The sequence below is a fragment of the uncultured Phascolarctobacterium sp. genome (assembly GCF_902463975.1).
Lineage (GTDB): Bacteria > Bacillota > Negativicutes > Acidaminococcales > Acidaminococcaceae > Phascolarctobacterium_A.
This window is the reverse complement of the sequence record NZ_CABQHJ010000015.1, coordinates 1-13,517: the sequence shown is the minus strand read 5'-3', so window position 1 is coordinate 13,517 and position 13,517 is coordinate 1. Positions and strand designations below refer to the sequence as shown.

Genomic DNA, 13,517 nt, shown 5'->3' with positions numbered 1-13,517 from the left:
CGTGGGGAAAATTTTTGGGGGAGGAAGGGAAATCTTCTTATGCTTCATCAAGCTTCTGCAAACGTTTCAACCATCTTATAACAGCGCCACTTTTGATAAAGCCTAATAACACACCATCACAAAAGCGCTCTGCCCTACAAGAAGCTATCAGTAAAGCCAATATACATTGAGCATCTAATACAGAAGCATCGGCTTTTATCATGGAATCATAATTCCATTCTATGCCATTAGCCTGAAGAATTTTTGCATATTTACTCGGTACTATTTCATCACTTTCTTGGGCAAATTTATAGATATCATCTTCCAACATATGAACCGCTATAGAATAACTGACGAAAGGAAAGTGCATCGGTCTTTCCGAAGACCCATCATTTTCCTTATCAACAATCCATTCACCAACATTATCATTTTCCAAAAGATTGATATATCTTGTCAACGCAGAGTATTTTTTCATCACACTTTAACCCTCTTCCAATCTCTCCACACTATCATAACACGAAAATTCATTTTCATTATCTCTATTATACCAGTGAAACCCAAAAACTTTCTTCCCCCAAGTGCTATTTTCAACAATTCAGTGTATAATTAAAGCATAAATAATTTTTCAGAAACGGAGAATCCTCACATGAAATGCTTACTCATTAAAAATGCGGACGTCTACGCTCCGCAACCCCTCGGAATTGTCGATCTCCTGATCATCAATGATAAAATCGCCAAAATAGGCCAACAGCTCACAGCACCGCAAGGCCTGGACTGCCAAATCCTTGACGCCCAAGAGCGCAAGGCAGTCCCCGGTTATGTTGACCAGCACGTACACATCATCGGCGGCGGCGGTGAATCCGGTCCCTACAGCCGTACGCCGGAAATCAACCTCAGCGAGCTGACGAAGGTTGGCATTACAACCGTAGTAGGCGTTTTGGGTACAGACGGCACCTCCAGACACAACGAAAGCCTGCTGGCGAAGGCCAGAGGTCTGACGCATGAAGGCATCACCGCTTACATGCTCACCGGCTCCTACGAAATTCCTCTGCATAACATGACCGGTGATGTGCGCCGCGACATCATCCTGATTAACGAATGCCTTGGCATCGGCGAGGTTGCCTTATCCGACCACAGAAGCTCGCAGCCTACACGCGAGGAGCTGGAAAAGGTGCTTACACAGGCTCGTCTGGGCGGCATGCTTTCCGGCAAAGCCGGTGTTGTGCAGTTCCACATGGGCGTAGGCAAGCGTGGCATGGATGTTCTGCTGGCAATTGTCAAGGAAACGGAAATCCCTGCCCGTCATTTTATTCCTACCCACGTCAACCGCGCTTTCCATCTTTTTGAGCAGGCCAAGGAGTTTGCCCGCTTAGGTGGTTATGTGGATATCACCTCCGGCATCAGGGAGCAGGATGGCTTCCCTGCCTGTGTCAAGCCCAGTGACGCTATCAAAATTCTTTACGAAGAAGGCGTGCCACTGGACAGAATCACCATGAGCTCAGATGCTAACGGCTGCATGAGCGTAACGCTTGCTGACGGCAGGCAAAAGCAGCTTGCTGTATCGCCGGATTCCTTCCAGGAGGAGGTTAAGGACGCACTGCTTGCAGGCGTTCCCTTGGAGGTTGTGACTAAGGTTGTCAGCAGCAATCCAGCGCAGGCGAACGGCTTATATCCGCAAAAGGGCTGCCTGCAGCCTGACAGTGATGCTGACCTGATTATTTACAGTGACACCTATGACGTAGATACTGTAATTGCCAAAGGTCAGATTATGGTGGCAGCAGGTGAAGCACTTGTAAAAGGAACCTTTGAAAAATAAAAAGAGTGTGAGTTGAAAAAAAGGATTCCGCCAGACTACCTGCATCAGGTAAGCTGCGGAATCCTTAATTTTTTTGGAAAACTATGGTTTTAGAAGCTTATATCCTCTCTGCCATAACCCTGCACCTTTTCTTATAAAAGGCAATGCCATAGGCCCAAATATCCTCGCGTCCCTCATCACGCAAATATTCGTAATAATGGCGCTCATGTATCTGCTGCAAAGCTCTCGCGCACGCGCCGTCCAGCTCCGTAATCCCGCTAACGCTCTTCAGCTCAATAACAAGTCCGGCATCAGGATCATCGGTTTCTACTATTATATCAGCAAAGCCATCGCCTGCTTCCCTATTAGAACGCACCAGCCACTCAGCATTACCGATAAGCAAGCCTGCCAAAAATAAGTGATAGCTGTTTTCCTTATCCTTCGTTTGTCCTTTGATATCAAAAAGGCTGATAGTATTACTCAAAGTCTTGTTTAAATATCTTTCTGCTGCCTTGGCATCACCTTTTGCTAAAGCCTGCCAAAAAAGCTCCAGCTGCTCCGTATTGGCAAAAACAATGCGCTTAAACCAGTCCTGTATTTGCAGCTTATAAACCTCTCTAACCTCCGCGTTAGGGATAATAAGCTTATAAGCACCATCCTCCGTCATGCCTGCCTGAGTCAGATAACCAGTCGTAAACAAAACGCTCCAAAGATTCTCGATACTATTATCAATCTCATCATATGTCAAATCAAGACGCAAATGCTTTTCTATCTGCTCGCCTGCAACAAGACGCTCCAGCTCATCCCTCGTTGATTTATCTGCCTTATCCACAAAACGCTTCACTAAAGCATTACTGCTGGTGTTAATCCAGTAAGCCTGTGGCTTTGACTGAGCATCATAGCGCAGCAAATCCACGTAATTGATTACATCCCAAGGGCAATATACATCAGCATCGCCAAAGCGGTACCCGTCATACCATTCCTTGATTTCCGGTAAATGCTCCTCCAAATGATAGGCAGTAAGCAGCTGGCTCACCTCATCTTCAGTAAAACCAAACTGTTCATCAAAACGCGGATCAGTTATAGAAAGCACCTTAAAATTATTCATGCCGGTGAAAATGCTTTCCTTCGATACGCGCAGACAGCCTGTCAAAACAGAAAACTTCAAAAAAGGATTACTTTTTAACGCATTGCCAAATATGCCTCTGAGCAGCGTAACCATTTCCCGGTAATAGCCATTTTGAAAGGCCTTATCCAAAGGAACATCGTATTCATCAATAAGAAGGATAGCCTGCTTAGCATAATGCTTACACAAAAGTTCTGACAGCTTTTGCAAAGAGGTGACAAGGATTTTTTCATCCATAGTGTATATTCCCTCACGCATAGCAATCAGTGCACGGTATTCATCCTTATCCTTTTCGGTAAGCTTGTCACTAGCAAGCAAAAAAGCGAAGCGTCTGGCCTCATTGGCAACAATGTTAGTAAATGCATAGCTTGCTTGCTCAAAGCTCTCGCCGTCAACCCCCTTGAGCGAAATAAACAGCACAGGGAATTTCCCCAGATACTGCTCGCAAAGCGGCTGTTTTTCAGCTATATAAAGTCCATCAAACAGAGTTCTGTCCGTGCCTATTTCAAAAAAATATTTGAGCATGCTCATATTTAGAGTCTTGCCGAAGCGACGTGGTCTGGTAAAAAGGTTTACTGCTCCCCAGTTCTCCAAAAGCTGCTCAACAAGCTTTGTTTTATCAACATAATAAAATTCACTTTTGCGGATTTCCTCAAAGCTGTCTATGCCTACAGGCAGCTTTAATTGCTTAGTCATTACATAACACGCTCCCTTCTGCTTAATTATTCTACTCTTCATTAATCGCCTGCAATCTTGTTACCAATATTGTTATTCTCCAATACGGCAATATATTTTGTCACTGCACAACATTTACCCATCATAACCCAATATAATAATTGTGAATCTTTTCAGCCATCAATTTTCTTCTCTCAACCAAAAAATCCTGATACTTGGAAATGTCCATACTAGCAAAACCTTCAGGAATACAATTCTGTTGAAGATTTTCCATGAGAATCTGCTTATCAACAATAGCGCCATAAACTGGATTTTTAGTCTCACACTGATTTAAAACCTCTTCCATATAGCAGCATGGAGCATCATCTCTAATCTTAATGTTAATATCTTGCTGAAGAAATACATAATTAGCAATTTGATTATACATACTCTTCGCCAGCCCGTTTTTAGTTAGGTACTTCTTAGGAAAAAGGTGATGAATATCGCCACGATTTTCCAGCATACTTTCTACTTCAATATGTTCAGATAAGAACCCCTTATCATGCTCTTTCGCTTGAGCTGCTAAGAAAATATTAAAATATGGACTGCTTACCACAGATGTATCCAATTTTTGTAAAAGCGTTACATTCCAAAAAGCATCTGATAAATCACCAGCTTCAGTTACTTCCAAATACTCTGCCGGATCATCGTATGCAAAGAATCTCTTGATATCATAGTCAAACATAGATTCCGGCGATCCTGAATAGCGTCCTGTCAAAATTGATAGCACAATCCAACGCCGTACAATCTTTTCTATCTTACTACCTTCTACCTTACGTTCTCTCAACGCCAAATAAAGTGCATAACCAAAATTCAATACATTTTGCGAACGTATCAAAGAGCGTTTTACTATACCGGCAGACTCGACAATCATTAGAAATCGTTCATAATTTGTTTGATTGATAGTATGTAGTACAGCATCATGCAATTTAGCGAATGACTCCTCTTCAATTTCAATTTTGAATTCACGTGTTTCGAAGTCACGGCCAGACAGCAAACTTACTAAATCCGCTAACCTACCTCTTTTAAACTTATATGTAAAAGCTACACGCAAAATATCAGTATAGGATGTTTTGTAAATCGGCTTAACTTTTCCAGCAGCCCACTTGATTGCAGCAAATTCCGGCCTAGAAGCAAATTCTGCATCGTTCGCGCTAATATCTTTTAAGTCCTCTGGCAATTCCAATAAATGGCAAAAGTAATCAATCGTTTTTCTCGTAATATTTCCGCCATATACTTCGTTAGACGAAATCTTAGACATAGCAAAATCCGCCTGCGATAATACGACACCTTTGGAATTTATACGAATAAAAATATCTGTTACGCTATCAATATCCAAATCCTCATTCAAACTAATAACGCCCAAAGCATTTGCCTGCATTGAACGAAGTTTAGTTATAACTGCACTTACCCTAGAACCTTGATCTGGAATATCATTAATTCTGCAATATTCATTCACGAAATTGAAAGGATCAAAACTCACCTTAAATACATCAGCAACATCAGAAATCCATTTGCTACTTTTTTGATTAGCAGAATTAGATACTTCAAACTTTTCCTCTAATGGATTGAATGCTATAATAATACGTTTCCATTTATAATGATCATCAAGGACATTCTTCCCCACAATAGCTGCTGCAAGCGCAGTTATACGTTGCTGACCATCAATAAGAACCTTCTTTCCGATAGAAGTTGTCCCATCCTTTAGCTTTACCTTCGGATTTTGCCAAACAATAATATATCCAACGGGAAACCCTTTATATAATGAATCCAACAAATCGCGTACCTTCGATGCATCCCACACAAATGGTCTCTGCATCTCTGGTATAGCTATTTCACCGGTTTTTATATTTCCAAGCAATGTTTCTACCGCATAATTGTTAACTTCATATCTAGCCATGGTTACACCCCATCAAAAAAATACTTTAAAAATTCGTCATGTTTTGATATCTGTCGTTTTCAATATTATATCATATTTCCCATAACTCAAAGCACTCTTCAATATATTTCTTTCTATCGATCTCTGCTCCTTCAAGGATTATTTTCTCGCGATATTGCAACTCCGGCCAAAAAAGTATAATAAGAATAGAAAAATAAGAGAGGCAGGTGGCCAGTAATGTCTAAGTATTACCAAGATTATCATCTAACTAGAGAAGAAAAAGAAAGCTTTTTCAACATTAATCCCAATGAAGCAGATTATATTAACGCTCACCTATTTAGCTCTAATCATAAATAAATGCTTGAACAAGATTCTAAATGCGGCTGTTTTTACTGCCTAGACATATTTCACTCATCCGAAATCAAAGAATGGCTCTATTGGGATAATGGTCACACTGCTCTATGCCCTTATTATGGAATTGATTCTGCAATAAGTGAAAGCTCTGGATATCCTATTACAAAAGAATTTCTTGCAACGGTGTACAAAGGGAATATAATAAAAAACTTAATAATGGACTGCCAATCTTACACAAAGTACCGCCCAAACGAGACTACGGGCGGTATTTTTGTATCATGGCGGAGAAAGGAGGAACTTCCCACGGGGGCTTGACTGAAAAGTTGAGCCCCTTTTTTCATGCCCAAAAACAGGAGGTAAATGCTTATGGCAGATGATAAAACCACAAAAACGCCGGAACAGCCGGTAACGGATAGCGGGCCGGGCAAGGAAACACCGCCTAATCCCCCAAAAGAGCCGGAGAAGGTTTCCGTTTCCCCAGAGCCGGAAAAAAAGACAGAACCGGAGGTAAAGAACCCGCAGGTTTCCGTCTATAACTTCGCTGAAATTATGAAGGAAAAGAAAGCCGAGGAACGGGCAACAGCTCCCGGCGTAGAAAAGTCTGACCCGGCAAAAGTGGAGAAACCGGAAAAGCAGCCGGAACAGCTGAAGCGCCGGGGCCGTCCCCCGAAAACAGATAAGGACAAGGACGCAGCCCCGAAGTCCAAAGCTCCCGCACAGAAACCGGAAAAGGCAGTCAAAAAGGAACTGGAGAAAAAAACGGCTCCAACGGTGCAGACCGCTCCCACTCCGAAGGAACCCGAAAAGCCGAAGGATGCACCACGCCGGGGCAAGGAGCAGATCGTCTATATCAAGCTGAACGAGCTCCACGCCTTCAAGAACCATCCCTTTGAAGTCCGGGATGATGAAGAAATGCGGGCTATGGTGTCCAGCGTTAAGGACAAGGGCGTGACCCAGCCCGCTATTGTCCGTCCACGTGAGGATGGCGGCTATGAGATCGTGTCCGGCCACCGCCGCCAGAAAGCCAGCGAGCTTGCCGGGTATGCGGATATGCCCTGTATCGTCCGAAACCTGACGGATGATGAAGCCATCACACAGATGGTCGAGGACAATCTCAACCAGCGTGAAGAAATCCTACCCAGTGAGCGGGCCAAAGCCTTGAAAATGCAGCTTGAGGCTATCAAGCACCAGGGCTCCCGCACTTCGGGCCAGATTAACCCGAAGGACGCAGGAAAACGCTCCAACGAAATTGTGGCCGAGCGCAATAAGATGGCTGTCAAACAGGTGCAGCGGTATATCCGGCTCAATGAACTGGTTCCCGACCTGATGAAGCTGATGGATGAAAAAAAGCTGGGTTTTACTACGGCGGTGGAGCTTTCCTATATCGGCAAGAAGAACCAGAACTATATCGCCGTCGCCATTGACATCCATCAGTCCTCGCCTTCACAGGCGCAGGCAAAGCGTATGCGTGAGTTGGACGAAAAGAAGCTGCTCAACGGGGATGTGATCGACGGCATTATGATGGAGGACAAGAAGGAGGTAGACAAAGTGATTTTGACAGGTGCGGAACTGAGCAAGTATTTCGGCAAGGAAACTACGCCGAGGGAAATGAAGGACCAGATCATCAAGTTGCTGGACGACTGGAAGGGTCAGCAGAAGGAACACGAAAAGCCGGAGAAGAAAACCGAACAGGAAAAGTAAGCCCAAACTTCGGGTCAGCATGGCCCGAGGATTGCGGGGCTCTGCCCCGCGCCCCGAAGCTCTGGAGATATAAATTATTCCCCGTCGCCAGTTATTCCGTAGCATAGCCGGGAAAATCAGTCAAGGGCAGCGCCGCCGCAGGCGGTGCCGGAGGCACTCCCGGTTATGCTTTTTCCCGGTCAAGCGACGGGGATATAAATTCTCCAGAGCCGTTCCCCTTCCCGGGGGAAGGGGCGGAGGGGTTGGGCGATACCTTGCTTTTCCCTAAACCAAAACAGAAATGGAGGTTCAACCAATGAAACGACCTTTAGCATACCTGACCGCCGCATGGAGCGGTGAGCCGGATGTTGATATGGAGCTGGCGGTCCACTACTGCCGCCTTGCTTATGAGGCGGGCTTTTCCCCGATCTGCCCGCTCTTGTATCTGCCGCTGTTTTTGAATGACAGCGTTCCCGAGGAACATAAGGCCGGGATCGATATGCGCCGGGATATGCTGCGGCGCTCCCACACCCTGATCGTCTGCGGCAGCGCTGTGGACGAGGATGTGAAAAACGATATTGCGGTTGCCGGACGGCTGGGCATTGCGGCGACAACGCTGGAAGGGGTGCTTGCCGTGAAGGGACACGGCACCCCGGGCCATACCGGACATTAAGCTGGGGAGCCTTTTCGACGGGATTGGCGTGTTCCCTCTGGCTGCTTCCCGGTGCGGTATCCGTCCGGTCTGGGCCAGCGAGATTGAAAAAGCGCCCATCTCCATAACCAAAAGGCACTTTCCCGACATGGTGCATTTGGGGGATATTACGAAGGTGGACGGCTGGAAAATCCCGCCGGTCCATGTGATAACCTTCGGCTCTCCCTGTCAGAACCTTTCTCTGATCGGCAACCGCTCCGGCCTTGCCGGGGCAAAATCAAGCCTGTTCTATCAGGCGTTTCGTATCATACAGGAAATGAGGGATGCTACTGATAACCTATATCCAGCTATCGCTGTTTGGGAAAACGTCATGGGAGCGTTTTCTACAAATGACCGGATGGACTTTATAGCCGTCCTATCCGCCTTCTCGAACACCGAAGTTCCAATGCCTCCTTCGGGAAGATGGGGAAACGCCGGAATGGTGCGAGGGGGAACGCCTGACGTGTGCTGGCGGCTCATTGACGCCCAGTATTGGGCAGGCTCCCGAAGGCTGGCACGAAGGCAGCGGATTTTCGTCGTGGCGGATTTTGGAGGCAGACGTGCCGCAGACATACTATTTAAGCCCCGTCCAATGCTCCCACTTCCTCCGCCTTGTGGAGAGGGCGGGCGGGCCGCCGCCGAAGGAGATCGAACAGCTTCTTTTGAAACAGGGCGGCAGATACCAGTCATCCACCCCTTTCAGTGCTTCCGTATGCGGGGAGCGGCAAAAAGGCAGGAAGAAACGGCCTTCCGAAACAGCTTCGGATTACCAACTGACCCTTTTCCCACTCTTTTAGCCAGTGATGTAACGCCCTTTGCCTTCTGGTATGAGGGCGGCTGTATCCGTTTTCTGACGGAAACAGAAAGTGAACGGCTGATGGGGCTGCCGGAGGGTTGGACAAAGTACGGGGCGGACGGCATGGAGATCCGGCCTCTGCAACGCTACAAGGCGCTGGGAAATGCGATTGCCCTCCCTTGCGCCGATTACATTATGGCCGGGATCTATGAGGTGCTGGCTGACCGGGCCGGAAAGGAAGAATAAGCCCATGTTTGAAGCCTATATAACCAATACAGCCCTGTACCCCTTAATGGGGATCGAGGTAGGGACAACGGTACATTTCCCCACGACGACACAGGAGTTGCAGGCCGCCCTTGCCAAAATCGGGATAGACGGGAAACGGTACAGCGAAGTGTTCTTTACCAGCTTTGACAGCGATGTGCTGGGGCTCTACGATCATCTCTACGAATGTGAGAACATCGACGAGCTGAACGAGCTGGGCCACGCCCTGCTGGAAGTACGGGATAAGGGCGGACTGGAAACCTTTGAAGCCGCTCTTGTCTTGGGAAACTACACAAGGAGCGTGAAGGATTTGATAAACCTGACGCAGAACCTTGACCTGTACCGCTTTTACCCGGATATTTCTGATGATGAAGGGCTGGGCCGTCTTTACGCCGACGAGCTTGGGACTATCGACATACCGGAGCATATTCAGAACTACTTCGATTATGAGGCATACGGACGGGATGTGCGTATCAACGAGGGCGGCGTATTCGCTCCCGGTGGGTATGTCTCGGCAGTCCCGAAGGGCTTCAAGGAGTATTACCACGGGCCGCAGGACATTCCGCCGGAACACCGGATATTTGCCTATCCTGAAAAGGCCGAGCCTGTCCACTCCATTCTCACTGCACTCAAACGGTTTCAAGAAGCCCCGCCCGCTCCGAAAAAGGACAAGGCGGAGCCTTCCCATGAAGAACGGTAAGACTTCGGGCCAGCATGGCCCGAAGCATGAAGGAGGTGCATACCATCAACTATTACCCTATCAATGAAGGGGCCGCCCGCCGGGCAAAAGAAATGAACAGCTTTTCCGACTACAAGGAAGGGAGCGCAACGGCGGAATACCGGGCAATGGTGGACAAGGCCGCCGCCATAGCGGAACAGCAGAAATCCCGGGTGGACCCCATGTACCATGAGAAGATCGACCATCTGTTAGACACCTACGCCCGCAAGCTGGCCGAAAACATGAACCAGGGCTTTGCCATTGACGCAAGGGTTCCCTCTGTGATGATCGCCGGACCTGCCAATTTCCCGGTGGGAAAGAAGGAAAAACAGAACCGGGCCCGGGACAGCAACATGGAGGAATGGCGGTATATTCAAGGGCTGCTGGATAAGATATGCAGTACCGGCATGGGCGGGATCAGCGCCGATGACCCGACAGCGATTGAAAAGCTCCAGAAGAAGCTGGACGGGCTGGAACGCTCCCAGCTCATTATGAAGGAGGTCAACGCCTATTACCGCAAGCATGGCAAGCTGGACGGCTGTGCGCTGCTGTCGCCGGACCAGATTGAAAAGCTGAAAGCAAGCATGGCGTCAAGCTGGCGGAGCGACCCGAGGCCCTTTGAAAGTTACCAGCTTACCAACAACAATGCGGAGATCCGCCGGGTAAAGGCCCGTATCGAACAGCTTTCCAAACAGGCACAGCAGGAATTTTCCGGCTGGGAGCTCGATGGGGGCCGTGTGGAAATGAACCGGGAGGACAACCGCTTGCAGGTGTTCTTTGACGGAAAGCCTGACGCGGACACCCGGGCCGAGCTGAAAAGCAACGGTTTCCGCTGGGCTCCCAGCGTGGGCGCATGGCAGAGGCAGCTCACGGACAACGCCATCCGGGCGGCTGACCGCTTGGAATGTATCAAGCCGCTGTCCGGCGAAAAGCCCTCCCAGCTTCAAAAGAAGCCCTCTATCTTGCAAACCATGCGGGAACAGGGCGAAAAAGTCCAGACGGAGCCGGAAAAGAAAGCTCCGTCCGGCAGGGATGCCGAGCGGTAAGCCTCGGGCCACATTGGCCCGAGGTTTTCTGTTCACCGAGACTGTACGGGGGCCTCCCGGATAGCGGGAACCCCGACGGAAAGGAGGTTTTATGCAGGAAGAAGTAAACCAAAAAACGGTTGCCCTTTCGATCAGGACAACGAAGCTCACAGGAAAAGTGCTGGCTGCCGCTCTTGGCAAGGTGGTTCGGGCGCTGCAAAAGCACCACCGGAAGGCGCTGACCCCGCAGGGACGCCAGAGCGTGAAAAAGCTGATGAACCACTATGGCGGCAAAAGTGCCATGCCCTATGTGGGAGCTCCAAAGGATTTTGACCGGATCGCGAAGGAGTTCCATGTGGACTACGCTTTCCATAAAGTGAGCCCCGGTCATTACCTGCTGTTTTTCAAAGCCAATCAGGCGGACGCTATCACGGCGGCCTTCCAGAAGTACAGCGCAAAGGTGCTGAACAAAGAGCAGGACAAGGCTTCCATCCTCGGCCAGCTTCGGAAATTCACGGAGCAGATCAGGACACAGGCAAAGGAAAAGCAGCGGACCAGAGAGGCGGTGAAGGACGGACGTTGAGTGACAAGATCAGAAAATATGTGCTCCCCAACCTGTCGTACCTTTTCGTGTTCTGGTTTTTCTCCAAAATCGGGACGGCCTACCGTATCGCGCCCGGCGCAGACTTCGGGACAAAGCTCATGGGGATGCTCGACACCTTCCCCAAAGCCTTTGAAACCTACTGGCCGGGGCTGGGCGGCATTGACCTGCTGGTGGGCCTAGCCGGTTCGGCCTGGATGTATCTGCTGATACAGTCCAAAATCAAGCAGGCAAAGAAATTCCGGCGGGATGCGGAGTACGGCACCGCCCGCTGGGGAACAAAGGAGGATATAAAGCCGTTTGTAGACCCCAAATTTCAGAACAATGTCATTCTGACCGGGACGGAGTTCCTTACCATGAACACCCGCCCGAAGATCCCCGCCAACGCCCGCAACCTGAACGCCTGTATCATCGGCTCGTCCGGCTCGGGAAAGACAAGGTTCTGGCTGACCCCGCAGCTCCTTCAAGCCCATTCCTCGTATGTGGTGGTAGACCCGAAGGGCGGAACCCTCGACCAGTGCGGGCGGTTTCTGCAACGGGAGAAATACAGGGTGCGGGTGTTCAACAGTATCGACTTTTCAAAATCCATGCACTACAATCCGCTGGCCTATATCAAGACGGAAAGCGATGTTTTGAAATTCGTTACTGCTCTGATCGCCAACACCAAAGGCGACGGCAAGGAGGGCGACGAGTTCTGGACTAAAGCTGAAACCCTCTTGTACTGCGCCCTTGTGGCCTACATCGTCTTTGAGGGGCCGGAGGAAGAACGCAACATGAATACGCTGGTGGAAATGATAAACAGCATGGAAGTCCGGGAGGATGACGAAACCTTCAAAAATGCGTTGGACTATATGTTTGACGGGTTGGAACGTCGCAGCCCCCAGCACTTCGCCGTGAGGCAGTATAAGAAATACAAGCTCGCCAGCGGCAAGACAGCCAAAAGCATCTTGATTTCCTGCGGTGCAAGGCTGGCTCCCTTTGACATTCCCCAGCTTCGGGAGATCATGTCTTATGACGAGCTGGATAAGCTGGGGGATGAAAAATCGGCGCTGTTCTTTCTTATCAGCGACACGGACACCACCTACAACTTTTTGGTTGCCCTCGCTTTTTCGCAGATGTTCAACCTTCTGTGTGAACGGGCTGACAACACCTATGGCGGGCGTCTGCCCTACCATGTGCAGGTGCTGTGGGACGAGGCAGCCAATACCGGACAGGTGCCGGGGCTGGAAAAGATCGTGGCCGTCATCCGCTCCCGTGAGATCAGCCTGACGCTTTTTTATCAGGCAATGAGCCAGTGCAAGGCATTGTACAAAGACCATTCCGAAACCATCATGGGCAACATGGACAGTATCGTATTCCTCGGAGGCCGGGAGGCTTCCACCCTAAAGGATATTTCGGAAAACTGACTGGGCAAGGCCACCATCTCTATGCAGACCGAGGGCCGAAGCCGTGGACAGTCTGAAAGTTACAGCCAGAATATGCAGAGGCTTGGCCGGGAACTGATGACCACCAGTGAGATCACCACCATGCCCGGGGATAAATGTATCTTGTAGCTTAGGGGGCTCCCGCCCTTCCTGTCCCCGAAGTATGACTTGAAAAAGCACCCGAATTACAAGTACACAGCCGAATTTGATAAAAAGAAAAACGCCTTCCGCTTGGAAAGCCTGTTCCGCCACCGGCCATTGAGACTAAAGCCAGAGGACGAATACACGGTGTACGAAGTGGACGGCTCTGACACGGACGAAGAAGCTGACCTGTTGAACTTCGATGATCTGGACAGCGACGAGTTTGTGTAACTTCGGGCCATGATGACCCGAAGCGCCGCCGATGTGGGCGGCTTTTTAGTACCATATAAGTGTAAGAGAAAAAGTATGTTGCTTTACTCTCGCACTTAT

The 13,517-nt window shown here is 48.9% G+C and carries 10 protein-coding genes and 1 pseudogene; 8 read left to right on the top strand and 3 right to left on the bottom strand.

Features of this window, described 5'->3' with window-relative positions; translation table 11 throughout:
* Nucleotides 1-37: 37 nt before the first annotated feature.
* A complete protein-coding gene (locus tag RDW05_RS05830; protein ID WP_307978214.1) occupies nt 38-454 on the bottom strand; it encodes a DUF6508 domain-containing protein in 417 nt (138 codons plus the stop codon).
* Nucleotides 455-625: 171 nt separating this feature from the next.
* Here RDW05_RS05830 and iadA point away from each other — a divergent pair, with 171 nt between their 5' ends.
* Complete coding sequence (gene iadA, locus RDW05_RS05825) at nt 626-1,795, top strand: beta-aspartyl-peptidase (RefSeq protein ID WP_307978181.1); 1,170 nt, start codon at nt 626-628, stop codon at nt 1,793-1,795.
* 97 nt (nt 1,796-1,892) lie between these two features.
* Here iadA and RDW05_RS05820 read toward each other — a convergent pair whose 3' ends face one another.
* A complete protein-coding gene (locus RDW05_RS05820; RefSeq protein WP_307978180.1) occupies nt 1,893-3,596 on the bottom strand; it encodes an AAA family ATPase in 1,704 nt (567 codons plus the stop codon).
* A 121-nt stretch (nt 3,597-3,717) separates the two neighbouring features.
* On the bottom strand, nt 3,718-5,514 hold the full coding sequence (locus RDW05_RS05815) for a DUF262 domain-containing protein (RefSeq protein WP_307978179.1): 1,797 nt from the start codon (nt 5,512-5,514) through the stop codon (nt 3,718-3,720).
* A gap of 693 nt (nt 5,515-6,207) precedes the next feature.
* Between RDW05_RS05815 and RDW05_RS05810 the strand changes: the two genes are divergently transcribed.
* From RDW05_RS05810 to RDW05_RS05780, 7 genes and pseudogenes are all read left to right on the top strand, one after another.
* Nucleotides 6,208-7,548 carry a ParB/RepB/Spo0J family partition protein gene (locus RDW05_RS05810; protein ID WP_374111016.1) on the top strand — a complete coding sequence of 447 codons (1,341 nt, stop codon included), beginning with the start codon at nt 6,208-6,210 and terminating at the stop codon, nt 7,546-7,548.
* Between the two features lie 295 nt (nt 7,549-7,843).
* The gene (locus tag RDW05_RS05805; RefSeq protein ID WP_307978177.1) at nt 7,844-8,200 is read left to right on the top strand and encodes a hypothetical protein; all 357 of its coding nucleotides are present in this window, start codon (nt 7,844-7,846) and stop codon (nt 8,198-8,200) included.
* Nucleotides 8,187-9,260 carry a DNA cytosine methyltransferase gene (locus tag RDW05_RS05800; protein WP_307978213.1) on the top strand — a complete coding sequence of 358 codons (1,074 nt, stop codon included), beginning with the start codon at nt 8,187-8,189 and terminating at the stop codon, nt 9,258-9,260. The genes RDW05_RS05805 and RDW05_RS05800 overlap by 14 nt, the downstream gene beginning before the upstream one ends.
* Before the next feature lie 4 nt (nt 9,261-9,264).
* Nucleotides 9,265-9,978, top strand: a complete 714-nt coding sequence (locus RDW05_RS05795; RefSeq protein ID WP_307978176.1) for an antirestriction protein ArdA — start codon at nt 9,265-9,267, stop codon at nt 9,976-9,978.
* A 14-nt stretch (nt 9,979-9,992) separates the two neighbouring features.
* A complete protein-coding gene (locus tag RDW05_RS05790) occupies nt 9,993-11,042 on the top strand; it encodes a hypothetical protein (RefSeq protein WP_374111015.1) in 1,050 nt (349 codons plus the stop codon).
* 91 nt (nt 11,043-11,133) lie between these two features.
* A complete protein-coding gene (locus RDW05_RS05785; protein WP_012741698.1) occupies nt 11,134-11,604 on the top strand; it encodes a PcfB family protein in 471 nt (156 codons plus the stop codon).
* Nucleotides 11,601-13,418: pseudogene (locus tag RDW05_RS05780) on the top strand (VirD4-like conjugal transfer protein, CD1115 family). Before RDW05_RS05785 ends, RDW05_RS05780 begins: the two are co-directional and overlap by 4 nt.
* Nucleotides 13,419-13,517 lie beyond the last annotated feature (99 nt).

What these genes read in the sequence shown, in the direction of transcription:
- RDW05_RS05830 (WP_307978214.1), bottom strand. Translation starts at nt 454, where the DNA reads ATGAAAAAATACTCTGCGTTGACAAGATATATCAATCTTTTGGAAAAT.
- iadA (WP_307978181.1), top strand. Translation starts at nt 626, where the DNA reads ATGAAATGCTTACTCATTAAAAATGCGGACGTCTACGCTCCGCAACCC.
- RDW05_RS05820 (WP_307978180.1), bottom strand. Translation starts at nt 3,596, where the DNA reads ATGACTAAGCAATTAAAGCTGCCTGTAGGCATAGACAGCTTTGAGGAA.
- RDW05_RS05815 (WP_307978179.1), bottom strand. Translation starts at nt 5,514, where the DNA reads ATGGCTAGATATGAAGTTAACAATTATGCGGTAGAAACATTGCTTGGA.
- RDW05_RS05810 (WP_374111016.1), top strand. Translation starts at nt 6,208, where the DNA reads ATGCTTATGGCAGATGATAAAACCACAAAAACGCCGGAACAGCCGGTA.
- RDW05_RS05805 (WP_307978177.1), top strand. Translation starts at nt 7,844, where the DNA reads ATGAAACGACCTTTAGCATACCTGACCGCCGCATGGAGCGGTGAGCCG.
- RDW05_RS05795 (WP_307978176.1), top strand. Translation starts at nt 9,265, where the DNA reads ATGTTTGAAGCCTATATAACCAATACAGCCCTGTACCCCTTAATGGGG.
- RDW05_RS05790 (WP_374111015.1), top strand. Translation starts at nt 9,993, where the DNA reads ATGGCCCGAAGCATGAAGGAGGTGCATACCATCAACTATTACCCTATC.
- RDW05_RS05785 (WP_012741698.1), top strand. Translation starts at nt 11,134, where the DNA reads ATGCAGGAAGAAGTAAACCAAAAAACGGTTGCCCTTTCGATCAGGACA.